This is a genomic window from Variovorax durovernensis (assembly GCF_977011995.1).
On sequence record NZ_CDRNCW010000001.1, the window covers coordinates 5,118,831 to 5,141,647 of the forward strand.

Consider the following 22,817-nt stretch of genomic DNA (forward strand, 5'->3'; position numbering starts at 1 on the left):
GGGATGCGAGATCAGGCTTCGGACTTGTTCTTGAGCACCTGGCGGCCACGGTAGAAACCGTTGGGGCTGATGTGGTGGCGCAGGTGCGTTTCGCCGGTGGTCGGCTCCACGGCGATGCCGGGCACGACCAGCGCATTGTGGGAACGGTGCATGCCGCGCTTGGAAGGCGACTTCTTGTTTTGCTGGACGGCCATGATGGCTCCTGGACTGTTAAGTGAGTGATGGGATGCGGGCTCAAGCGGTGGCAATGAAAAAGGATGGCTGGCATCCCTGGATCTGCATTGCTGCTCACGGCGGCGCGCGCGAAGCCCATGATTATAGCCCAGCCTGAGGAAAAGGGCTACTTGCCCTCTTCCGACCCGTCTTGCGGCTTGCGCGAACGCAACGCTCCGAGCACCGCGAACGGGTTCGGCTTGGCTTCTTCGGCCGCCTTGAAGTCGTCGTCGCTGGATGAAAGCTGGACGGGCGTGGGGCAGACGTCATGGACGGGCGTGACGGGAATGTCCATGAGCAGTTCGTCTTCGATCAGGGCATGGAGGTCGAAATCGCGGCTCACGACGAGCAGGTCTTCTTCCGATTCCTCGTCTTCCGCCTCGGCCGTGGCTTCGTCGGCCACGAAACGGAACCAGCGGTCGACCATCAACAGGGTATCGACCGGCGACAGGCAGCGCTGGCAAACCAGCGGAACCGTGGCTTCGGCATCCAGGTGCAGCCAGGGAACGGCCTTGCCGTCGGCGCCAGGGCGCTCTTCCGCGCTGGCTTTCCAATCGACCGCCGCATCGGGCGCGGGCACCGCCAGTTCGGCGCTCAGGCGCAGGTAGTTGGGCACCGGGTCGGCGGCTTCCAGGGTCGCGGCGGCCGCGGCAAAGGCGGGCACATTGAGCCGTTCGGGGGCAAATTCTCTCTTCATCCGCGCCAGTCTAGCGCGCCGGACGATTCACCGGCATGGTGCATGCCTGAGGATTCCATGCGACTCACGCACAATCGTCCCCATGCAACGCCCTGTGATTCTTGCCTCGACCTCGCGCTACCGCCGCGAACTGCTCACCCGCCTGCGACTGCCTTTCGACGTGCAGTCCCCTGAAGTCGACGAAACGCCATTGCCCGGCGAAACGCCACATGCCCTGGCCGTCCGCCTGGCGCTCGAGAAAGCCAACGCCGTCGCCGCCCGCTTTCCCGAAGCCGTGGTCATCGGCTCCGACCAGGTGGCCGACCTCGGCGGCGAGGCGCTCGGCAAGCCCGGCGACCATGAGCGCGCCACGGCGCAGCTGCGCCGCATGCGCGGCCAGACGCTGATCTTCCAGACCGCGGTGGCCGTGGTCTGCAACGCCACCGGCTTCGTCCAGCGCGACATCGCCCCCGTGCGCGTGGTGTTCCGCGACCTCAGCGACGCCGCCATCGAGCAATACCTGCTGGCCGAACAGCCATACGACTGCGCCGGCAGCGCCAAGAGCGAAGGCCTTGGTATCGCGCTGCTGGACGCCATAGACAGCGACGACCCGACCGCGCTGGTCGGCCTGCCGCTGATCCGCACCTGCCGCATGCTGCGTGCCGCGGGAGTCGAACTCCTGTGACACACGGCAAGCTCTACCTCGTTCCCGCGCCGCTCGATTTCGGCTGCGACACCCAGGCACCCCTGCAGGACGCCCTGCCCCTGGGCACGCTGCAGGCTGCCGCCGGCATCACCCACTGGATCTGCGAGAACGCAAAGTCTGCACGCGCCTACCTGAAGCGCATCGACGCCGTCACGCCGCTGGCCGCGCCGCTGCAGGCACAGAACATCCAGGAACTGCCGCGCGAGGTGCACAAGAAAGGCGACCATGCCGGGCAGTTCGACGCCCGCCCCCTGCTCGCCGCCGCACTGGAGGGCCACGACATCGGCCTGCTCAGCGAAGCCGGCATGCCGGCGGTGGCCGACCCCGGCTCCTCGGTGGCGCGCGCCGCGCACGACCTGGGTCTCACGGTGATTCCACTCACCGGCCCGGTCTCGCTGCTGCTCGCACTGGCGGCGAGCGGGCTCAACGGCCAGAATTTCGCCTTCGTCGGCTACCTGCCGCAGGACGCCGGCGAGCGCCAGACTCGCATCCGCGAACTCGAGGCGCTTGCGCTCAAGTCGGGACAGACGCAGCTCTTCATCGAGACGCCCTATCGCAACGCCGCCTTGCTGCAAGCGCTAATGCAGACGCTCCAGCACAACACCCGTCTTGCGGTGGCCCGCGGCCTCACGCTGGCCACGGCGCATGTGCGCAGCGAAACGGTGAAGTCCTGGCGCGCCAAGCCGCAACCCACGACAGACGAACGCCTGCCCGCCGTGTTCGCGATCGGGCGCTGACCATGGTAGCCATCACCGCCGCCACGCGCTGGGCATCGCGCGCGCAATTCTTTTCCGCTGGTTTCATCTTCGCGACCTGGGGCGTGCACGTGCCCACGGTCAAGGCGCACTACGGCATCGACGAGGCGCAACTCGGCCTCGCCATGCTCGCGGCCGGTGCCGGCGCGATGGTCGGCCTGACCAGCGCGGGCCGCTGGATCGGCCGCTATGGCCCGCGCCGCATGGCCGGCATCTGCGGCTGCATCTACGCGCTGTTGCTGGCCGGCCTGATCGCCATGCCCGGCTATGTGGCGCTGCTGGGCCTGCTGGCGGCCTTCGGCCTCGTGACCAGCGTGTTCGATGTCTCGATCAACACCGAGGCCGCGCAACTCGAACTGCACGGCGGCACGCCGTTGATGAGCGGCATGCACGGCATGTTCAGCCTGGGCGGTATGGCTGGCGCCGCGAGCGGCAGTGCGGCGCTCGCGGCCGGGCTCGGCGCGCAGGCGCATCTGCTGCTGGTCGCCGCAGCGATGGTGCTGCTCGTTGCCGTGGCGTCTCGGCGAATGCTTCCCCGCCCCGCCACCAGCGGCGCGAGCGGAGCCGACCACGGCTTCCTGCTGCCGCGCGGCACGCTGGCGGTGCTGGGCGTGCTCGCCGCACTGGGCCTGATCGCCGAAGGCGCCATCTACGACTGGAGCGTGCTCTACATGCAGCAGGAGATCGGCAGCCCGCAGCAGCAGGCCGCGCTGGCCTATGCGAGCTTCTCGGCCGCAATGGCTGCGGCGCGCTTTGGCGGAGATGCCATGCGCGCCCGCTTCGCGCCGGCCACGCTGCTGCTCGGCAGCGGCCTGCTCGCCGCGGCGGCCATGACTCTGGTGCTCGTCATCGACATGCCTTGGCTGGCGCTGGTGGGCTTCGCCGGCGTGGGCGTCGGCTTCGCGAACGTGGTGCCGATCCTGTTCTCGGCTTCTGCGAAGGTGCCGGGCGTCGAGCCGGCGCGCGGCATTGCGTCGGTCTCGGCCGTAGCCTATCTGGGGTTCATGGCAGGCCCCGCGGTGATCGGCCTGCTGGCGCGGGCGACCTCGCTGACCGCCGCGCTCTATGTGGTGGTGGCCTTCGCCGTGGCGCTGGCGGCGTCTGCCCGCTACACCGCCAGCGGCGAAAGCAAATAGAAGCTCAGCGTCAGCGCAGTGCTGGCGCGGTGTGCATCAGGCGCACGGTGGTTTCGGCCATCGAGGCGCCGAACTTCTTGGCCAGCTTCTCGGCCACGTTGTCGCGCCGGGTGTAGTCGATCACCTCGTCGGCCTTGATCACTTCGCGCGCCACGTAGTCGACGTTGCCCAGCTGGTCGGCCAGGCCGTATTCAACGGCTTGCTCGCCGCTCCAGAAAAGACCGCTGAACAGGCCCGGGGTGTCCAGCTTCAGGCGGTCACCGCGGCCGGTCTTGACCACGTTGATGAACTGCGCGTGGATCTGGTTCAGCATGGTCTGCGCATGGGCGCGCTGCGCATCGCTCATGGGACTGAACGGGTCGAGGAAGCCCTTGTTCTCGCCGGCCGTCAGCAGGCGGCGCTCGACGCCGACCTTTTCCATCACGCCCGTGAAGCCGAAGCCGTCCATCAGCACGCCGATGCTGCCCACGATGCTGGCCTTGTCGACATAGATCTTGTCTGTGGCGGCGGCAATGTAGTACGCAGCCGACGCGCAGGTCTCTTCGACCACGGCGTAGATGGGCTTCTTGTACTTGGCCTTCAGGCGCTTGATCTCATCGTTGATGATGCCAGCCTGCACTGGGCTGCCGCCGGGCGAGTTGATCAGCAGGATCACGCCCTTGGCGCCTTCGTCCTCGAATGCGGTCTTCATGGCCGCGACCACGAATTCGGCGCTGGCGTCGCCGCCATTGGCGATCTCGCCCTTGATCTCGACGACCGCCGTGTGGGCCGTGGTCTTGGCCGTGCTCGGCGCGCTGCGCGACAGCGCCAGCCAGGCCAGGAATATGAAGAAGGCCAGCCAAGAGAGCCGCACGAAGGTCTTCCAGCGTCGCGTGGCCTTCTGCTCGTTCAGCGATGCGAAGGCGAGTTTCTCGAGGGTGGCGCGCTCCCATCCGGGGCGCTGCGTGGGATCTTTGGCCATGTTGCTGGGGGTGGCCGGCTCAAATGGCTCGAACCCGGCGGGTTCTGTTCTGTTCGGGTCGGTCATGTCAGAAAGTCAGGGGGTGGAGGTTCCAGTCAGTATGCCAGTGCACTACGCCGTCATGCTCGCTGAGTGCGATCTTCACGAGGCCGCCGCGGCACGGGCCGCCCGCGCATTCGCCGGTATCGGGCCTGTAGACGGCACCGTGCGTGGCGCACAGCAGCCACTGGCCGGTGTCGTCGAAAAAGCGGTCGGGCTGGAAGTCCATCTCCATCGCCACATGGCTGCACCGGTTGAGAAACGCATGCGGCCGCCCCTCGAAACGCACCGCGAACGCGCGGCAGGTTTCACCGCCATGAACCACGTCGAAAGGCACGGCGAGGCCGCCCTCGACCAGGTCCGAGGCATTGCAAAGCGGGATGCATTCTTCACTCATGGAAGCACTCTGGTTTGTTGTTCAGGCGTTGCCCAGGAGCCACGCTTCGAGGTCGGCCACCGAGTGCGCGACGTGCAGCGGCTTGAATTCGTCGAAGCTGGCGGGCTCGTGGGCGCCATAGCTCACGCCCACGCTGGCGCAACCGGCGTTCTGCGCCAGCTGCAGGTCGTGCGTGGTGTCGCCGATCATCAGGGTGCGCTCGGGCGTGACGTCGAGTTCTTCCATCAGCTCCAGCAACATGCGCGGGTGCGGCTTGCCGAAGGTTTCGTCGGCGGTGCGCGAGGCTTCGAAGCGGTCGCGCAGGGCGACCGACTTCAGCGCCTCGTTCAGGCCGCGGCGCGACTTGCCGGTGGCCACGGCGAGCTTGTGGCCGCGCGCGCGCAGCGCATCGAGCATCTGCAGCACGCCGTCGAACAGCACCAGGTCGTCCTGGTGCTGCAGGTAGTGGTACCGGTAGCGCGCCCCCAGCTCGGGGTATTTCTCCTTCGGCACGTCGGGGGCCGCGCGCGCCAGCGCCTCGGCCAGCCCCAGGCCGATGACCCAGGCGGCGTCGTTCTCGCTCGGCTTGGCGCCGCCGACGTCGATCACCGCCGCCTGGATGCAGCGCACGATCAGGCGCGTGGAGTCGTAGAGGGTGCCGTCCCAGTCGAAGGCGATCAGGTCGAAACGGGGAGGTCGGGAAGCGTCAGTCATGGGCCGTGGGAGTGGGGTGTTGGGCCATCGCCTCGAGGGCGGCGGGTGGCATCAGCGTATTCAGTTCGGGCGGCAGGCCAGCCTGCAGCGCCACGCGTTCTCCGCTGGCCGGATGGTTGAATTGCAGGCGCCAGGCATGCAGGAACATGCGCTTGAGGCCGAGTTTCTGGAGGGCGCGCTGGCGGTCGGATTCGCCGTACTTGTCGTCGCCGGCGATCGGATGGCCCGCCGACGCGAGGTGCACGCGGATCTGGTGGGTGCGCCCGGTCTTGATGGTCACGGCCAGCAATGACACCGGCGTGGCATCGCCCGGCAGCGTGAGCCGCGCCAGTACGCGCACCAGCGTCACGGCGCGCATCGCGTCCGGGTGATCCTTGGCGACCACGCGCACGCGGCGCTCGCCGGCACCTGCGCCGGAACCGTCGGGCAGCAGGTATTTGGCAAGCGGCGCATCGAGCACCTTCTTGTTGGCGGGCCAGTCGCCCTCGACCAGCGCCAGATAAGTCTTGCCGGTCTCGCGCTCGCGGAACTGGTCCTGCAGGGCGACCAGCGCGCTGCGCTTCTTGGCGACCAGCAGGATGCCGGAGGTCTCGCGGTCGAGCCGGTGCACCAATTCCAGGAATTTGGCGCCCGGCCGCGCCGTGCGCAGTTGCTCGATCACGCCGAAGCTCACGCCGCTGCCGCCGTGCACGGCCACGCCGGCCGGCTTGTCGATGGCCAGGACGGCGTCGTCTTCCAGCAGCACCGGAAATTCGCGCGCTGGCGCGGGCGGGGCCGCGCCCTCTTCCGCGCGCGCGGAAATACGGATCGGCGGCAGCCGCAGCACGTCGCCGGCCTCGATGCGGGTTTCGGCCTGCACACGGCCCTTGTTGATGCGCACCTCGCCCGACCGGATGATCCGGTAGACATGCGTCTTGGGCACGCCTTTCAGATGGCGGAACAGGAAGTTGTCGAGCCGCTGCCCGGCGGATTCGGCATCGACCGTGAGGAATTTGATGGCGGCATTCGGCGCCCCGGACTCGCCTGAGGCTTTTTGGCCTGCGGGATTTGGAGCAGCCGCGAGGCTCTGCTTCGCACCTATAATGTTTTTCACCAGCGCGGTCATGTAAGTGCTTGATTAGACAGAAGTTTAGTCCACTGCCATCAAATACCCAGGGCGGCGCTGTGAGGTCGATGCCGCTTTGGCGCCGAGCTGCAAACCCCGCGCAATCGCGCAAAGTGGCAGGCCCGGCACCCGAGTCAAGCCGACACCCACGAAACACCGATACGGAATACCAGCCTGCAGCTGTCCAAGCTGCCGGCGGATCGAAGCGAGTCCCTTGTTGTGTTGATGCTGCTGATTCAAATGTGCCTGCACTGGCTGATGCCAGTGGCCTCAGGCATTGGATCGCCCGCAGCGCGCGCCACCATTGCGCAACCGGCTATCAAAAAGATAGCCACTCAACACCGAATCTGGCTCGCGCCCATCCACGCGCCCCCACCCCGACTGTCTTCTTGAGCTAGCGCTCGAGAGGCCTGCTCGCGCCTGGCGCGGCAGTGAACAGCATTCGGGGCCGAAGCGGCAATTCCCTGGTTTCGCGGGCGTCGTCCGTGCATCGTTGGCTCGTCAAGAGCCGGTAGAACGATACATATAAGGACAACGCATCATGAAGCGGATGCTGATCAATGCCACGCAGGCCGAAGAACGCCGCCTGGCCATCGTCGACGGGCAGAAACTGCTCGACTACGAAATCGAAATCGAAGGGCGCGAACAGCGCAAGGGCAACATCTACAAAGCGGTCGTGACCCGCGTCGAGCCTTCGCTCGAAGCCTGTTTCGTCGACTACGGCGAAGACCGCCACGGCTTCCTGCCGTTCAAGGAAATCTCCAAGCAATATTTCGCCGAAGGCGTGTCGGCCAGCCAGGCCCGCATCCAGGACGCGATCCGCGAAGGCCAGGAACTCACCGTCCAGGTCGAAAAGGAAGAGCGCGGCAACAAGGGCGCTGCCCTCACCACCTTCATCTCGCTGGCCGGCCGCTATGTCGTGCTGATGCCTAACAACCCCCGTGGAGGTGGCGTTTCGCGCCGCATCGAGGGCGACGACCGCGCCGAACTCAAGGAGGCGATGGACCAGCTCGAGTACCCGAAGGGCATGAGCATCATCGCGCGCACCGCCGGCATCGGCCGCATCGCGTCCGAACTCCAGTGGGACCTGAACTACCTGCTCAAGCTCTGGAGCGCCATCGACGGCGCCGCCAAGGGCGGCAAGGGTGCTTTTCTGATCTACCAGGAATCCTCGCTCGTCATCCGCGCCATTCGTGACTATTTCAATCACGACATCGGCGACATCCTGATCGACACCGACGACATCTACGACCAGGCGCAGCAGTTCATGGCGCACGTCATGCCCGAGCATGCCGCCCGCGTGAAGCGCTACCGCGACGACGCCGCGCTGTTCAGCCGCTTCCAGATCGAGCACCAGATCGAATCGGCCTACGCCCGCACCGTACAGCTGCCCTCGGGCGGCGCCATCGTGATCGACCATACCGAAGCACTGGTTTCGGTCGACGTGAACTCGGCCCGCGCCATCAAGGGCGGCGACATCGAAGAGACCGCCACCCGCACCAACCTCGAAGCCGCCGACGAAGTGGCCCGCCAGATGCGCCTGCGCGACCTGGGCGGCCTGATCGTCATCGACTTCATCGACATGGACGAGTCGAAGAACCGCCGCGAAGTCGAAAGCCGCCTGCGCGACGCACTGCGCCAGGACCGCGCCCGCGTGCAGTTCGGCTCGATCAGCAAGTTCGGCCTGATGGAAATGAGCCGCCAGCGCCTGAAGCCGGCGCTGTCGGAAGGTTCGTCGATCCCCTGCCCCCGTTGCGGTGGCTCGGGCCACATCCGCGACACCGAATCGAGCGCGCTGCAGATCCTGCGCATCATTCAGGAAGAGTCCATGAAGGACAACACGGCCGCCGTGCATGTGCAGGTGCCCGTGGAAGTCGCCTCGTTCCTGCTGAACGAAAAGCGCCCCGAAATCGCCAAGATCGAGCTCAAGCAGCGCGTCACCGTGCTGATGGTGCCCAACAAGACGCTCGAAACGCCGAACTACAAGCTCGAGCGCCTGAAGCACGACGATCCGCGCCTCGACCACATCGAAGCCAGCTACAAGATGGCCGACGAGATCGAAGACCCGACCTCGGTCACGCGCCGTTCGCAAGAACCCACCAACAAGCAGACGCCGGTCATCAAGGGCGTGCTGCCCGATGCGCCCGCGCCCGTGGTGCCGCCCAAGCCCGAAGCCGTGCGCGCGCCCGTCGCAGCACCCGCACCGGTCGCACCGCCCGTGGTCAGCGCACCGGTTCCGGCACAGACCGGCTTCTTCGCCTGGATCAAGAACCTGTTCGGCGGTACGCCGGCCCCTGCTCCGGCGCCGGCCCCGTCCGCGATTCCGGTCGAGGCACCGAAGCCCCGTCGCGATGGCCGCCCTGGCCGCGACGGCGAAGCACGCGGCGGTTCGCGTGACGGCGAACAGCGCCGTGGCGGCCGTGGTGGCGAAGGCCGCGGTGAAGGTCGCAACGCGGAAGGCCGCGGCGAAGGCGGCGGACGTTCGGGTGGTCGCGACGGCGAACGCCGTGGCGGCCGCGGCGGCGAGCGCCGTGAAGGACGCGAAGGCCGTGAAGGTCGCAACAGCAGCGAACTGCGCGCCGACGGCGCCCCGCAGCAACCGCGTGAACAACGCGAGCCGCGCGAACAGCGTGAACCCCGCGAGCCGCGCGAAGCACGCGCACCGCGCGACGGCGAACAACGCCGCAACGGCCGTGGCGAGCGCCGCGAAGGCGAAGGCCGCGATGGCCGCAACGCACCGGCAGAAGCAGTCGAAGGCAACCTGAACCTCGAAGCCCAGCAACTGGTCTCGGGCGAAGAAGGCAATGCAGGCGAACGCGCACCGCGCGCCCGCGGCGAACGCCGTGAACGTGGCGAGCGCAACGAGCGTGGCGAACAACGCGGCGAGCGCAACAACGACCGCGCCGAACGCAACGGCGACGCCCAGCAGCCCCGCGGCGAAACCGCCGTTGCCGGCGAAGAAGCCGCCCAGGGCGAGCGCCAGCCGCGCAACGGCCGCGACGAACAGCGCGCTCCGCGCGGCGAACGTGGCGAGCGCAACGACGGCCGCCGCGAGCGCCGCAACGACGCGCCGCAGGCCGAAGCCGATGCACGCGGTGCCGAGGCGGCAGCAGCCGATGTCGAACAGACCAACGACGGCGGCAACGAGCAGGCACCCCGCCGCGAAGGCGACGAGCGCCGTGGCCGTTCGCGTGACCGTTACGGCCGCGATCGCCGCGAACGCGGTCCGCGCGACGAAAACGAAGCCGGCGCACCAACCGCCAACGCCGCCGAAGTCGCCGTGGCGGAAGCCGCACCGACGGCCGACGTGCAGGAAGAAGCCCCGGTGCAGCGCCGCCAGCAACAGCCACTGCCGATCGCGTCGGAGCAGGCCGTCGTGGCCGAAGCCGCAGTCGCCGCGCCGCAAGCACGCGAGCCCGCGCCCCAGCCGGTGCGCGCCGAGCGCCCCGCGCCGGCCGTCGTGCCTGCAGCCGCTACGGTGCCCGTCGCCAACGGCCGCGCGCTGCCGAAGGTTCAGCCCTTCGAACTGCCGCTGGACGAACTCGCGCAGATCGCCCAGAACTCGGGCCTGCAGTGGGTCAACTCCGATGCCGAACGCATTGCGCAGGCACGCGCCGTCATTGCCGCCGAGCCGAAGCCAGTGCATGTGCCGCGCGAGCGTCCGCCGCTGGTGGTGCTCGACGAAGGCCCGCTGGTGCTGGTCGAGACCCGTCGCGACCTCGGTTCGATGTCGCTGCCGTTCGAACAGCAACAGCAGCAACATCCCCTCTGAGCGGCATCCGCAGGCCGTGTAACTGGTCTGCTGGTCGCTTGAATCGAAATGCCCCGCATGAGCGGGGCATTTTTCATTGGGGGAGCGAATTGCGCGATGGTCTCGTGATCGAGCGCGCAAGACGCCCGCACCGTCTTCAGTCAGTCCCGAAGCATCGCGCCGCCGCGTCCGCGGTGTCTTGCGGCGTCGTGTTGAAGGCGATGGCCGTGCCGGGTGCGGCCCGATGCACGGCGTTCACCAGCTGCTCGAAGAGCAGCAGGCTCTTCGGCGGGATGCGGATGCCGCCGCCGATCACCACGCAATCGTAGGCCTGGCCGGCGAGCTGCTTCTTCACCATCTCGGTCGCCGAGGCGTCGGGTGGCACCAGGCACAGCTCGGCGGCCCAGCCGCGATCGGCCATCTGCTGCATGCCGATGGCGATGCCGGCATGGATCTTCGCGGCGTCGAAGCCGGGTGGCAGCGCCGGGTCCGAAAAATCGACGGTCTCGGGCTGCTGGCCGATGAACAGCACGCGCTTGGGGGCAATGGACGAGGTCATAAAAATCTCCTGCTGGTTCGTTGAAGAAATGAAGTGCCGGGGACGGACAGTCGATCACGCCTGCCAGCCGAGGGCCGTCTCGCGCGCGAAGTCGCGGTAGCTGCGCGGCGGGCGGCCCAGCAGGGTCGTCAGCCGCTCGATGTCTGCTGGCGTGGCGACCGCGCCGTCGACCTGGTAGCGACGCATCATCGCGCGCAGGTCATACGCCAGCCAGGCCGGCGCCTGGGTCTTGACAGCCTTCTCGAACGCGTCGAGATCGCCGCCCGCGTAGCGAACGTCGCGGCCCAGCGCGTCGGACCAGACGTTGGCCAGCGAGGCACCGGTGAGCGCGTCGGGGCCCGACAGCTCATAGGTTGCGCGCGGCAGCGCGGCTGGCGAGCGATCGCGCCGCAGCAGCTCGATGACGGCCGCATCCGCGATGTCGCGCACGTCGACCATCGACACACCCTTGTCGCCGACCGGCGAGACATAGAGCCCGGCTTTCGTCAGCGGATCCTTGAGCGTTGCGTCGTTCTGGAAGAAGTAGGACGGGCGCAGCACGGTCGCGGGCAGTTCCATCTGTTCGATCATCCGCTCGACGGCGTACTTGGCGGTGAAGTGCGAGACATCGGTGTACTCGGCACTTCGCGTCACCGACAGGTAGACGATGCCCTTCACGCCCGCCTCGCGGGCCAGCCCGAGCGTGTTGATGGCCTGGGTCAGTTCGTCGGGCGCGTTGCTGACGAGCAGGAAAAGCGTGTTCACGCCAGCGAGGGCCAGGCGCATCGCGTCGGCGTCCAGCAGATCGCCGCGGACGGCGGTGACGCCGGCGGGAAAGCCGGCCTTCTGCGGCGTACGGGTGAGCGCGCGGACGCTGGCGCCGTTTGCGGCGAGTTGGGCGATGACCTGGGCACCGATGCGGCCGGTGCTGCCTGTAACGAGGATGGACATGATTTGCTCCGAAAGTGAAGCGCGGCGATGGCTGCGCTGGGTTGGAAGGGATCTTTCCGCTGTCGGCCCGGCGGGGTCGGCATGGCGTTCTGTTCCCATGACTGAAGATTAGGTTGTCTCCATTCCGGCGCATAGACTCCAGTATTTGGACGGTTCGTCTCATATCCGGAACAGCAATGGATCTTCATGCCCTCGCCGACTTCCACCTCGTCGCCACCCACGGAGGTTTCGGCCGCGCCAGTCGCGCAAGCGGCCAGCCGAAGGCGACGCTGTCCCGTCGCGTTCGAGAACTCGAGAAAAGCCTCGGAGTGCGGCTGATCGAGCGCGGCTCGCGCACGCTGCGCCTGACGGACGAGGGCGTGGCCCTGCACGCGCGCACCGGCTCCCACATGGGCGAGATTGCAGAGGCCTTGCAGGACGTCAGGGCCGGGCTGGGTCGACCGAGTGGCCGCCTGCGCGTCAGCGTGCCCCTGTTGTTCGCGCAGACGAGCCTGGGCGCGCTGGCCGCCGCGTTCCTGGCCGCTTTTCCGGAGGTGCTGCTTGAGGTCACTACCGACGACCGCTTCGTCGACCTCGTCGCCGACGAAGTCGACGCCGTCATCCGCGTGAACCCTCGCCCGGACAGCGAACTCGTGGGGCGATGCTTTCTGCGCAATCGGCTGATGCTGGTCGCGCCGCCCGGCTTGCCGCGGCCCGCCGTCGGCGCTCAACCGGATCGGCCCGACCGCTTCCCGGCCGTCATGCGCACGGGAGCGTCGCACGACGAGACGTGGCGCGTCATCGACGAGGAGACCGGCCTGGAGAGGGTGTTCCATCCGCAGGCGGTGCTGCGCCTGGCGTCGCCGCTGTCGATGCGAGACGCTGTTCTGGGCGGTGCGGGCGCCGCCATGATCCCGCGCACGATCGCGGTCGACGCACTCGCGTCAGGCCGGCTGGTGAGCTGGGGCTTGTCGACGGCGGCCGCGACCGAAATCTGGGTGCTTCATGCGTCGCATCGGCTGGTGAGCCCCAAGGTCAGCGCATTCGTCGCCTTCGTCTGCGACTACTTCAGTGAGGACGCCCATCGCGACGCGCTGAGTCACGGTTGAGCGGACGAACACAGGCACTTGTCTCGGACTCGACGCAGGCTGTTTGCACGGCTTGTTCGGGCGACGTTTTTCATGCCTTCCCGTACACCGGCAGGTCCGGCATTTCGAGAATCAGCTGGCCGAAGCGGCAGGCGCATTCCGTGCGCCCACCCTCGCTCCAGATCAGCGAGAAATCCACGCTGGGCAGCCGCGGCAGCCCATAGCGGCCGTCGACGATCTTCATGCCCGGCTCCACGTCCTCGCGCGCCAGCACCGTGACCGCCAAACCTGCCAGCACTGCCGCGCGAATGCCGTGCGGACTGACCGAAGTGAAGACGACGTGCCATTCGAACGGTGCGGCGTCGAGCGCGGCGCCCGCCACCTCCCGGTTGACGCAGGGCTTGGGAGAAAACGCCATCGGCAGCGATGCGCCCGGCGGCGGCTCGAAGGTTTCCGCCGCCACCCAGACCAACTGCGAGCGACGCAGGCGCGTGCCTTCCACGCAGTCGGGCGGAGACATCACCACCGCCAGATCGAGTTCGCTCGCGCGGATCATTGCGCGCAAATCGAGGTGCATGCTCACGCTGACCTCCATGCGCGTGGCCGGAAAGGCGCGCGCAAACTGCGACAGCAGCGGCGGCAGCCGGTCGCCCATGAAGTTGTCCGGCACGCCGAAGCGCACCACGCCCGAAATCGGCGAAGGCTGGAAGCGCCGGGTCATCGCGTCCAGCGTCTCCAGGATCTGCTGCGCGTAGCGAAGAAAGTCCTCGCCGTCTTCGGTGACGGTGAGCCGGCGCGTCGTGCGGTGCAGCAACGGCCGGCCCACCTGCTCCTCGAGCCGCCGTATCTGGTGGCTGACGGCGGACTGCGTCAGGTGCAGCCGCTGCGCCGCGCGCGTGAAGCCGCCGGTTTCCTTGACGGCGACGAAAGCGCGCAGCAGCGTGGGGTCGAAGTCCATGGCATCCGATAAATGATCGATCCTAATGAATTCTAGGAAATTTAATCATTTCCATCATGAGGCGGGTTTCACCAGAATCGCCCCGAAACCACTTTTCGGAAAACGCCAGATGTCTCTCTCCCACACCGGCAGGAACCGGATCGCGCTGGCCGCGATTTCGCTGATCGCCCTCATGTTCGGCCTGGAAATCTCCAGCGTGCCGGTCATTCTTCCCACGCTCGAAAAAGAACTGCATGGCGATTTCAGCGACATGCAGTGGATCATGAACGCCTACACCATCGCCTGCACCACGGTACTGATGGCCGCGGGCACGCTGGCTGACCGCTACGGCCGCAAGCGCATTCTCATCATCGGCGTGGTGCTGTTCGGCATTACTTCGTTGGTTTGCGGGCTTTCGCAGAGCGCCTGGGTGCTCATCGCGAGCCGCTTCCTGCAGGGCCTGGCCGGTGGCGCGATGCTGATCTGCCAGCTCGCGGTGCTCTCCCACCAGTTCCAGCAAGGCAAGGAGCGCAGCAAGGCCTTCGCCATCTGGGGCGTGGTTTTCGGCATGGGCCTGGGCTTCGGGCCGATCGTGGGCGGCGCGATCGTCGCGTTGTCGAATTGGCAGTGGGTGTTCCTGGTGCACGTGCTTCTGGCCGCCGTGGCGCTCGCCCTCGTGCTCGGCAGCGTGAGCGAGTCCAGCGACCCCGACGCGCGCCGGCTCGACCTCGCGGGCATCGTCACGCTGTCGCTCGCGGTGCTGGGGCTGACCTGCTTCATCACGCAGGGGCCGGGCCTCGGCTTCGGCAGCCCGCTGGCGCTGGGCATCCTTGCCGCGTCGGCCGCGAGCTTCGCGGTCTTCGTGTGGGTCGAGAACATCAATCCGCATCCGATGTTCGATTTCTCGGTGTTCCGCATCCGCAACTTCTCGGGCTCGATGATCGGCTCGGTCGGCATGAACTTCAGCTTCTGGCCTTTCATGATCTACCTGCCGCTCTACTTCCAGGGCGCGCTGGGCTACGACGCCGTCACCGCCGGCTCGGCCCTGCTGGCGTACACGCTGCCGACGCTGGTGCTGCCACCGTTGGCGGAGCGGCTGTCGCTGCGCTGGCAGCCCGGCGTGGTCATTCCCATGGGCCTGTTCGTGATCGGGCTGGGCTTCATGGCAATGCGGCTAGGCAGTGGCATGGCCGATGCAAGCTGGGTCACGATGCTTCCCGGCTGCCTGCTGGCCGGCGTCGGGCTGGGCCTGACGAACACGCCTGTCACCAACACCGCGACCGGATCGGTGCCGAGCACGCGCGCCGGCATGGCGTCGGGCATGGACATGAGCGCGCGCCTGATCACGCTGGCCATCAACATCGCGTTGATGGGCTTCATCCTGCTCGAGGGCATTCACGCGCACCTGAAAGCCGTGCTGTCCGCGTCGCTGGACGCGCCGCAACTGCGCGCTTTGGCGGAGAAGATCGCGGCCGGCAGCTTCGCATCGCTCGGCGAGAGTTTTCCGGCGCTGTCGCAGGCGGACCCGTCAGGCGCCACGGTGCACGCGGCGCTTGTGCAGAGCTTCGGCTGGGTGATGCTCTACGGCGGTATCGGCGTGTGGGTGCTGGCCGGCGTCAGCCTGCTGATTTTCGGCAGCGGCCGGCTGCCGGTGCCGGCAGGCGGATTGAAAGCGGCGAAGGAATCCGCCTGCTCCTGAAGCCGCCGCGCGGCGCGCTCAGGCGCTCTCGACCTGCGCCGCGCGCTTCCAGGCTTCGGCGGCCTGCGCGGTGTCGTTGCGGTCTTCGGCCAGGTGGGCCAGCGCCAGCCAGGCGCGGCGGTACAGATCCGTGTCTTGCAAGCCCAGCCCGGCCTGCATGAGCAGTTGCTGGGCCTTGCCCCACAGCTGGCGCTTCATGCAGGCCATGCCTGCGAGGTACTGCAGATTGGGGTCGCGCGGATTGTTGCGCTGCGCACTCTCGATGCGCGCCAGCCATTCCGCATCGACCGAGTCCAGCCCCGCCTCGAGCGCGCGCGCCAGCTTGACGCGCAGCGCATCACCCAGGCTGCGCGGATTGCCGACCATCTGCTCCCAGGCCGGCAGCAGCCAGCCGCGCGCGAGCGCCAGGTCGCCACGCAGCGCGACCATGCGCTGGGCCGCGTGGATCGCGACCTCGGGCATCTGGCGTTCGTTGGCATCGAGTTCGGACCATGCGCGCTGCAGTTGCGCCGGGTCGTGCGCGCCGGACAGCAATTCGGTCGCGAGGCCGCGCACGATGCTCTGTGCGGCGGCTTCCGAGAAAGCGCGGTGCTTGGCGAGCAGGCGCGCGGTTTCGAGTGCCTCGAGCGTCCGCCGATCCTGCCGGGCCGCCTTGAGCCGCAGCCGCAAAGCGAGCGTGCGACGCTGCGCGCCCTGCGGCAGTTCTTCGAGGCGGGCGAGCGCAGCGGCCGCATCGCGGTCTTCGAGCGCCCAGCGTGCTGCACGCAGCTGCACGCCTTCACGCGTTTCCGGACTGGCCAGCACGGTGCGGTCGGCGCTTTCGTTCAGTGCCTGCTGCAGATGGGCATCGCGCGCCGGCTTGTCCTGCAATGCCTGCGCGCTCTCGGCCGCGAGCAGGTGCGACAGCACGCGCACCTGCTGCGCCTGCGGCAGGCTGGCGCCGAGCGCCGACAGCGCTTTTTCCTGCGTCAGCGCGGCCTGCGCGGCCTTGCGCGCACGCGAGAAACGACCAGAAATCAGCTGCACCATCGCATCGAGCAGCGCCGCATGCAGCGTGCGCTCCTTCTGCTGCAGCCGCCATTGGCGCGCCTGCTTGGGCAGCGAGAACAGCGCCGCCAGGGCACGCAGCGCGGCATGCAGCAGCACGAACACCACCAGCAGGATCACCAGCACCAGGTTCAGCGAGAGATCGACACGCCACGGCGGCCAGAACACAGTGATCGTGCCCTGGTTGTTGCCTGCGAAAAGAGCGACTGCCGCGGCGACGGCGAACAGTGCGAGGAGCCAGATTGCTGCGCGCATTTGCTGGTCAGCGTCCTGCGGCGGCGGTAGCCAGGGCGGCCAGCGTGTCGTCGATGCGGACCGGCTCGGTCGTCCTCACCTGCTGCTGCAATTGCTGCAGCAGCGTGGCGGCAGCCTGCGTGCGGCGCGATGCGGGGTCGAAGTACCGGTTGAGCGATGCCGCGACCTGGGACAGTTCGGTGCGGGTGGCATCGACCTGGCGCGACAGCAGCGACAGCCGCGCGTTGAGCAGCTTGAGCTTGAGGTTCTCGCGCAGGAAGTAAGACTGTTCGGGCGCCAGCAGGACCGCTTCCGGGCTCTGGATGCGGCCCACGCGCACCAGCGAGCGGGCCTCGCCGCGAATGGCCAGCAGCATGCGCTGCCACCAGGGCGCGTCGGCGGGAATCGGCTCGGCCTGCCATGCGTTGGCGCCGGTGCCGCGCAGTGCCACCGCATTGAGCGTGGGCAGGTCGTCCACGCCGCGCATCAGTTCGTCGAGCCTTTGCAGGGCCTCGGCGTTGTCGGTGCTGGCGCTGCTGCGCAGGCGGTCGGCATCGCGCTGCATGGCGCGCTGCAACGGTGCGAGCCGCGGTTGCGCCGCACGCGAAATGCGCACGTCGCCGGCCTTCAGCGCGGCCAGCAACGGCTCCACGCTGCCGGTGACCTGGGCCTGCTGCAGCGCGAGGCGCACGGCCGACTCGATGTCGATCACGAGGTTCTCGTCGCGCGAACGCGAGAGGCTTTGAATGAGTTCTTCGAGCTGCGAACGCTGCAGCGCGACTTCTGCCACCCGGGTCTCGACCAGTGCCACGCGGGCCGAGGCATCGCGCACGGTGTCGCTGGCCTGGCGCGCCAGCGTGCGCGCTTCCATCGACTGCGAAAGGGCATCGGCACTCTGGCGCGCCAGCTGTTCCTTCATGCCGCTGACCTTCTGCCACAGCGCGATAGCCATGATCAGCGCCACCAGCGCGATGAAGGCCACGAGGCCGAATCCGAGACGCGACAGGATCACTGCGCCCGCAGCCTGGGCGGCAGGGGTCTGGTGGGGGGCGACAGTGGCAGGCACGGGCACCGTTGCGGCGGAAGGGGGAGAAAGGTCGTCGGACGGGGACGCGGCGCTCATGCGAGGGATTCTATCGACGCGATCAACGCATCCCGCAACGGTGTGCACACACGCAACGCCCCGAAACCCGCGGCGCGCGCGGCTTCGCCGATGCGTGCATGGGTGGCGACGGCGCGCGCCGCATGCCAGTCGGTGCCTGGCATCGCGCGTTGCAGATTGCCGATGGCTTCGGAACTGCTGAAGAGCCAGATCGCGCGGCCCTGCGCGCCGTCCGTCGCGATGCGGAGTTGTACGACGTCCAGCGACGGCGGCAGGCGCCGATAGGCGACCACGGTGTCGCGCTGGCCGCCCGCGGCGTCGATTTCCCTGGCGAGCCAGTCGCGTCCGGCGGGCTGCCCCGACTCGTCGCCGCCACGCACGATCAGCACGCGCACGCCGGCAGTCACCTGGCCGTGCACGCGCTCCCACAGCGCCTCGGAATCGAAGCGCGTGGCTTCGGGCGGCGGTGCGTCGATCTGCTCCGGCGGCACGCCCGAACGCAGCAGGGCGCGCGTGGTGCCCGGGCCTGTCGCCCAGAAACGGCGCCCGGCCGTCATGCCCGGTGTTTCATGCTGGAAGAAATTCTCGACCGCGGTGGCGCTCACGAACATCAGCGCCGCATAGCCGTCGAGGCGGCGCCAGGCCGCGCGCAGCGGCTCGGCATCCGCCACCGGCGCGATCACGATCAGCGGCAATGCCACCGCGTCGAGCCCGGCGGCGCGCAGGTCGTCGACCCATTGCGCCGCCTCGCGCTCGGGGCGCGTGACGATGACGGGACGGGCGGTCATGCGATGACCACCGGAATCAGTGGGCCCCGGCGTCGCGCAGCAAGGCGGCGGCTTGCTGGCCGAGCGCATCGGCCTGGGCGAAGTCGCCGGCCTGCGCCAGCGCGTGCACCTTCACCAGCGGCACCTTGCCTTCGGGGTCGCCCCAGGCGGCGTCGATGCGCAGCGTGCCGTCGGCCTGCCAGCGGGCATGGGCCGCGAGCGGCATGGAGCAACTGCCACCCATGGCGCGGCTCACGGCGCGCTCGGCGGCGGTGGAAAGCCAGTCGCCCTTGTGGGTGAGGGAGGCGAGCAGTTCGATGAGGTCGGCGCGATCCGCCCGCACCTCGATGCCCAGGGCGCCCTGCCCGGCTGCGGGCAGCATGGTGTCGGGGTCGAAGGCCACGCGGATGCGGCTTTCGAGCCCCAGCCGCTTGAGTCCGGCGGCAGCCAGCACGATGGCGTCGTATTGGCCCTCATCGAGCTTGCGCAGGCGGGTGTCGAGGTTGCCGCGCAGCGGTTCGATGCGCAAGTCGGGCCGCAGCGCGCGCAGCAATGCCACGCGGCGCTGGCTGGAGGTGCCGACCACCGCGCCGTGCGGCAGTTCGTCGAGCGAGGCATGGCGGGGGGAGACGAGCGCGTCGCGCGGGTCTTCGCGCTCCAGCACGCAGGGAAGCACGAAGCCCTGGGGAAGCTCCATCGGCACGTCCTTGAGCGAATGGACGGCGATGTCGGCGCGCCCTTCTTCGAGCGCGAGTTCCAGTTCTTTCACGAAGAGGCCCTTGCCGCCCACCTTGCTCAGCGTGCGGTCGAGGATCTGGTCGCCGGTGGTGGTGAGCCCCAGCAGGCTGACCGTGTGGCCTCTTTCCTGCAGAAGCGCCTGCACGTGTTCGGCTTGCCACAAGGCCAGCCGGCTTTCGCGCGTGGCGATCACGATATTGCTCAAGGCCGTTCCCAAAAGTACATGTTTCAAACCGCTGGAATGCTAGCATGTTGCGCCGCAACAACGCAGGCGGCGCACCCATTCAAGACCAGGAAAAAAATCGAATGAAAGCCAGCAAGACAACTGCTCCTCCCAAGCGCCGCCAAGCCGAAGACCAGCCGCTGATCGACGATATCCGACTGTTGGGCCGCATCCTCGGCGACGTGATCCGGGAGCAGGAAGGCGAAGAAACCTATGCGCTTGTCGAGAAGGTCCGCACGCTGTCGGTGGCATTCCGCCGCGACGCCGACCACGCCGCCGACCGCGCGCTGAAGAACCTGCTCAAGGGCCTGAGCGCCGCGGAAACCGTGCGCGTCATTCGCGCCTTCACCTACTTCAGCCACCTGGCCAACCTGGCGGAAGACCGCCACCAGATCCGCCGCCGCACCGAGGCCGAGCGCGCCGGCGAAAGCGCCGAAGGCGACCTGCAGACTGCGCTGGCCCGCATCCGCAAGGCCGGCGTGAAGCCCGACGAGATCGTGGCCTCGCTGGCCCACAGCTATGTGTCGCCGGTACTCACCGCGCACCCGACCGAAGTGCAGCGCAAGAGCATCCTCGATGCCGAGCGCGCCATCGCGCTGCTGCTCACCACCCGCGACGAAATCAGGCTGCGCCAGAGCGCCTATGCCGGTGGCAAGGACACGCTTTCGCCGCTTGAGTTCGCGGAGAACGAAACGCAGATGCGCATCCGCGTCACGCAGATATGGCAGACACGCCTGCTGCGCTTCTCCAAGCTCACCGTGGCCGACGAGATCGAGAACGCGCTGAGCTACTACGAAGCCACCTTCCTGCGCGAGATCCCGCGCGTGTACGCCGACCTCGAGAAGGCGCTGGCCCAAGGCGGCCACGCGCCTTCGGTCGCGCCCTTCCTGCGCATGGGCCAGTGGATCGGCGGCGACCGCGACGGCAACCCCAACGTCACCGCCGATACGCTCAACTACGCGCTCAGCCGCCAGAGCGAACTGGCGCTGCGCCACTACCTCACCGAAGTGCACTACCTGGGCGGCGAGCTGTCGCTCTCGGCCACGCTGGTCGACGTGACGGTCGAAATGCAGGCGCTGGCCGAGCGTTCGCCCGACACCAGCGAACATCGCAAGGACGAGCCCTATCGCCGCGCCCTCACCGGCGTCTATGCGCGCCTGGCGGCCACGCTGCGCGAGCTCACCGGCGGCGAGGCCGCACGCCACGCGGTCGCTCCGCAGAACCCGTATGCCACGGCCGAAGAGTTCCTGGCCGACCTGCGCACCATCGAGGAGTCGCTCGACGAGAAGCACGGCAGCGTGCTCGCGGCGCCGCGCCTGCGTCCGCTGATCCGCGCGGTCGAGGTGTTCGGCTTCCACCTGGCCACGGTCGACCTGCGCCAGAGTTCGGACAAGCACGAAGCCGTGATCGCCGAACTGCTGGCCACCGCGCGCATCGAGCCCTCGTATGCATCGCTGGCCGAAGAAGCCAAGCAGACGCTGCTGCTGAAGCTGCTCGACGACGCCCGCCCGCTGCGCGTGCCCGACGCCGACTACTCGCCGCTCGCCAGGAGCGAGCTGGCCATCTTCGCCGCCGCCCGCGCCGCGCGTGCGCGCTACGGCGCGGCGGCCATCCGCCACTACATCATCAGCCACACCGAAACGGTGAGCGACCTGCTCGAAGCCCTGCTGCTGCAGAAGGAAGTGGGCCTGCTGCGCGGCGCGATGAACAGCAACGCGACCTGCGACCTGATCGTGGTGCCGCTGTTCGAGACCATCGAAGACCTGCGCAACGCCGCGCCCATCGTGCGCGCCTTCTATGCGCTGCCCAACATCCAGGCGCTGATCGAACGCTCGGGCGCCGAGCAGGACGTGATGCTCGGCTACTCCGACAGCAACAAGGACGGCGGCATCTTCACCAGCAACTGGGAGCTGTACCGCGCCGGCATCGCGCTGGTGGCGCTGTTCGACGAGCTCAACAAGAAGAAGGCCAACCCGATCCGCCTGCGCATGTTCCACGGCCGTGGCGGCACGGTGGGGCGCGGCGGCGGCCCGAGCTACCAGGCCATCCTCGCGCAGCCGCCCGGCACGGTGCGCGGGCAGATCCGCTTGACCGAGCAAGGCGAAGTCATCGGCTCGAAGTACGCCAACCGCGAGATCGGCCGGCGCAACCTCGAGACACTGGTGGCCGCCACGCTGGAGGCCACGCTGCTGCCGCAGGGCAAGTCGGCGCCCGCCGCCTTCCTGTCGGCCGCGGGCGAGCTTTCGAGCGCCAGCATGGCCGCCTACCGCAAGCTGGTGTACGAGACACCGGGCTTCGGCGACTACTTCTTCGGCTCCACGCCGATCCGCGAGATCGCCGAACTCAACATCGGCTCGCGCCCCGCCTCGCGCAACCCGAGCCACAAGATCGACGACCTGCGCGCGGTGCCGTGGAGCTTCAGCTGGGGCCAGTGCCGCCTCACCATTCCGGGCTGGTTCGGCTTCGGCTCGGGCGTCGAGCAGTTCCTGGCCGCGGCGGGCAACGCAGCCGGCAAGAAGGAACGCCAGGCGCTGCTGCAGCGCATGTACGAGCAGTGGCCGTTCTTCCGCACGCTGCTGTCGAACATGGACATGGTGCTGGCCAAGAGCGACCTCGCGCTGGCCTCGCGCTATGCAGAACTGGTGACCGACCGCAAGCTGCGCCAGAAGGTGTTCTCGATGATCGACGCCGAATGGCACCGCACGTCGGACGCGCTCACGCTCATCACCGGCGCGAAGCAGCGGCTCGAGGGCAATGCCGAGATGCAGCGCTCGGTGCGCCACCGCTTTCCGTACATCGATCCGCTGCACCACCTGCAGGTCGAGCTGATGCGCCGCTACCGCGCGGGCGACGGCGGCGAGAGGCTGCAGCGCGGTATCCACATCTCGATCAACGGGGTGGCGGCGGGGCTGCGAAACACGGGCTGATGCACCGCGGCGCTTAGCTGTCGAAAGGGGCGCCTTGTGCGCCCCTTCCTACGTGAACACGAGGCAATGAGGCACCCGTAAGGTCATTTAAAAGGGTACGGTCGGACACGGTCAAAGTTCTCGCAATCGCGCGGCAGCTCGAAGTCGTTAAAAGG

20 protein-coding genes are annotated in these 22,817 nt (G+C 68.1%); 7 read left to right on the top strand and 13 right to left on the bottom strand.

What is annotated here, in order from left to right; translation table 11 throughout:
- Positions 1-11: 11 nt before the first annotated feature.
- Both rpmF and ACWV14_RS24350 read right to left on the bottom strand, forming a co-directional pair.
- A complete protein-coding gene (gene rpmF, locus ACWV14_RS24345; RefSeq protein WP_007830466.1) occupies positions 12-194 on the bottom strand; it encodes a 50S ribosomal protein L32 in 183 nt (60 codons plus the stop codon).
- 146 nt (positions 195-340) lie between these two features.
- The gene (locus tag ACWV14_RS24350; RefSeq protein ID WP_454904156.1) at positions 341-910 is read right to left on the bottom strand and encodes a YceD family protein; all 570 of its coding nucleotides are present in this window, start codon (positions 908-910) and stop codon (positions 341-343) included.
- A gap of 82 nt (positions 911-992) precedes the next feature.
- Here ACWV14_RS24350 and ACWV14_RS24355 point away from each other — a divergent pair, with 82 nt between their 5' ends.
- From ACWV14_RS24355 to ACWV14_RS24365, 3 genes are read left to right on the top strand one after another with little or no spacing between them, the layout of a single operon-like run.
- Positions 993-1,574: a Maf family nucleotide pyrophosphatase gene (locus ACWV14_RS24355; RefSeq protein WP_454904158.1), complete on the top strand. Its 582-nt coding sequence runs from the start codon at positions 993-995 to the stop codon at positions 1,572-1,574.
- Positions 1,571-2,332 carry an SAM-dependent methyltransferase gene (locus ACWV14_RS24360; protein ID WP_454904160.1) on the top strand — a complete coding sequence of 254 codons (762 nt, stop codon included), beginning with the start codon at positions 1,571-1,573 and terminating at the stop codon, positions 2,330-2,332. Before ACWV14_RS24355 ends, ACWV14_RS24360 begins: the two co-directional genes overlap by 4 nt.
- Positions 2,333-2,334: 2 nt before the next feature.
- Positions 2,335-3,486 (top strand): MFS transporter, encoded by a 1,152-nt coding sequence (locus tag ACWV14_RS24365; RefSeq protein WP_454904161.1) that lies wholly within the window; start codon positions 2,335-2,337, stop codon positions 3,484-3,486.
- A gap of 10 nt (positions 3,487-3,496) precedes the next feature.
- On the opposite strand, the gene ACWV14_RS24370 is transcribed toward ACWV14_RS24365, so the two are convergent.
- The 4 genes from ACWV14_RS24370 to ACWV14_RS24385 are packed head-to-tail and all read right to left on the bottom strand — an operon-like array spanning position 3,497 to position 6,669.
- Positions 3,497-4,513: a S49 family peptidase gene (locus ACWV14_RS24370; RefSeq protein WP_237679208.1), complete on the bottom strand. Its 1,017-nt coding sequence runs from the start codon at positions 4,511-4,513 to the stop codon at positions 3,497-3,499.
- 1 nt (position 4,514) lies between these two features.
- Positions 4,515-4,883, bottom strand: a complete 369-nt coding sequence (locus ACWV14_RS24375) for a Rieske (2Fe-2S) protein (RefSeq protein WP_454904163.1) — start codon at positions 4,881-4,883, stop codon at positions 4,515-4,517.
- 21 nt (positions 4,884-4,904) lie between these two features.
- Entirely contained in the window at positions 4,905-5,576 is a 672-nt protein-coding gene (locus ACWV14_RS24380) for an HAD family hydrolase (protein ID WP_081271213.1), read from the bottom strand.
- The gene (locus ACWV14_RS24385) at positions 5,569-6,669 is read right to left on the bottom strand and encodes an RluA family pseudouridine synthase (protein WP_454904165.1); all 1,101 of its coding nucleotides are present in this window, start codon (positions 6,667-6,669) and stop codon (positions 5,569-5,571) included. The genes ACWV14_RS24380 and ACWV14_RS24385 overlap by 8 nt, the downstream gene beginning before the upstream one ends.
- A 553-nt stretch (positions 6,670-7,222) precedes the next feature.
- Here ACWV14_RS24385 and ACWV14_RS24390 point away from each other — a divergent pair.
- Complete coding sequence (locus tag ACWV14_RS24390) at positions 7,223-10,453, top strand: Rne/Rng family ribonuclease (RefSeq protein ID WP_454904166.1); 3,231 nt, start codon at positions 7,223-7,225, stop codon at positions 10,451-10,453.
- A 136-nt stretch (positions 10,454-10,589) separates the two neighbouring features.
- On the opposite strand, the gene ACWV14_RS24395 is transcribed toward ACWV14_RS24390, so the two are convergent.
- On the bottom strand, positions 10,590-10,991 hold the full coding sequence (locus ACWV14_RS24395) for a hypothetical protein (RefSeq protein WP_422087830.1): 402 nt from the start codon (positions 10,989-10,991) through the stop codon (positions 10,590-10,592).
- Between the two features lie 54 nt (positions 10,992-11,045).
- Positions 11,046-11,921 (bottom strand): NmrA/HSCARG family protein, encoded by an 876-nt coding sequence (locus ACWV14_RS24400; RefSeq protein WP_454904168.1) that lies wholly within the window; start codon positions 11,919-11,921, stop codon positions 11,046-11,048.
- Positions 11,922-12,097: 176 nt separating this feature from the next.
- On the opposite strand from ACWV14_RS24400, the gene ACWV14_RS24405 reads away from it, so the two are divergent.
- A complete protein-coding gene (locus tag ACWV14_RS24405; RefSeq protein WP_454904170.1) occupies positions 12,098-13,009 on the top strand; it encodes a LysR family transcriptional regulator in 912 nt (303 codons plus the stop codon).
- A gap of 70 nt (positions 13,010-13,079) precedes the next feature.
- Here ACWV14_RS24405 and ACWV14_RS24410 read toward each other — a convergent pair whose 3' ends face one another.
- Complete coding sequence (locus ACWV14_RS24410) at positions 13,080-13,946, bottom strand: LysR family transcriptional regulator (RefSeq protein WP_454904172.1); 867 nt, start codon at positions 13,944-13,946, stop codon at positions 13,080-13,082.
- A 109-nt stretch (positions 13,947-14,055) separates the two neighbouring features.
- Between ACWV14_RS24410 and ACWV14_RS24415 the strand changes: the two genes are divergently transcribed.
- A complete protein-coding gene (locus tag ACWV14_RS24415; protein ID WP_454904173.1) occupies positions 14,056-15,624 on the top strand; it encodes an MFS transporter in 1,569 nt (522 codons plus the stop codon).
- A gap of 18 nt (positions 15,625-15,642) precedes the next feature.
- Here ACWV14_RS24415 and ACWV14_RS24420 read toward each other — a convergent pair whose 3' ends face one another.
- The 4 genes from ACWV14_RS24420 to hemC are packed head-to-tail and all read right to left on the bottom strand — an operon-like array spanning position 15,643 to position 19,717.
- Positions 15,643-16,926 carry a heme biosynthesis HemY N-terminal domain-containing protein gene (locus ACWV14_RS24420; RefSeq protein WP_454904175.1) on the bottom strand — a complete coding sequence of 428 codons (1,284 nt, stop codon included), beginning with the start codon at positions 16,924-16,926 and terminating at the stop codon, positions 15,643-15,645.
- A gap of 7 nt (positions 16,927-16,933) precedes the next feature.
- Complete coding sequence (locus ACWV14_RS24425) at positions 16,934-18,028, bottom strand: uroporphyrinogen-III C-methyltransferase (RefSeq protein WP_237679200.1); 1,095 nt, start codon at positions 18,026-18,028, stop codon at positions 16,934-16,936.
- Entirely contained in the window at positions 18,025-18,795 is a 771-nt protein-coding gene (locus tag ACWV14_RS24430) for a uroporphyrinogen-III synthase (protein ID WP_454904176.1), read from the bottom strand. Before ACWV14_RS24430 ends, ACWV14_RS24425 begins: the two co-directional genes overlap by 4 nt.
- A 16-nt stretch (positions 18,796-18,811) precedes the next feature.
- A complete protein-coding gene (hemC, locus tag ACWV14_RS24435) occupies positions 18,812-19,717 on the bottom strand; it encodes a hydroxymethylbilane synthase (protein ID WP_454904177.1) in 906 nt (301 codons plus the stop codon).
- A 101-nt stretch (positions 19,718-19,818) separates the two neighbouring features.
- On the opposite strand from hemC, the gene ppc reads away from it, so the two are divergent.
- Positions 19,819-22,662 carry a phosphoenolpyruvate carboxylase gene (gene ppc / locus ACWV14_RS24440; RefSeq protein ID WP_454904178.1) on the top strand — a complete coding sequence of 948 codons (2,844 nt, stop codon included), beginning with the start codon at positions 19,819-19,821 and terminating at the stop codon, positions 22,660-22,662.
- Positions 22,663-22,817: the final 155 nt, after the last annotated feature.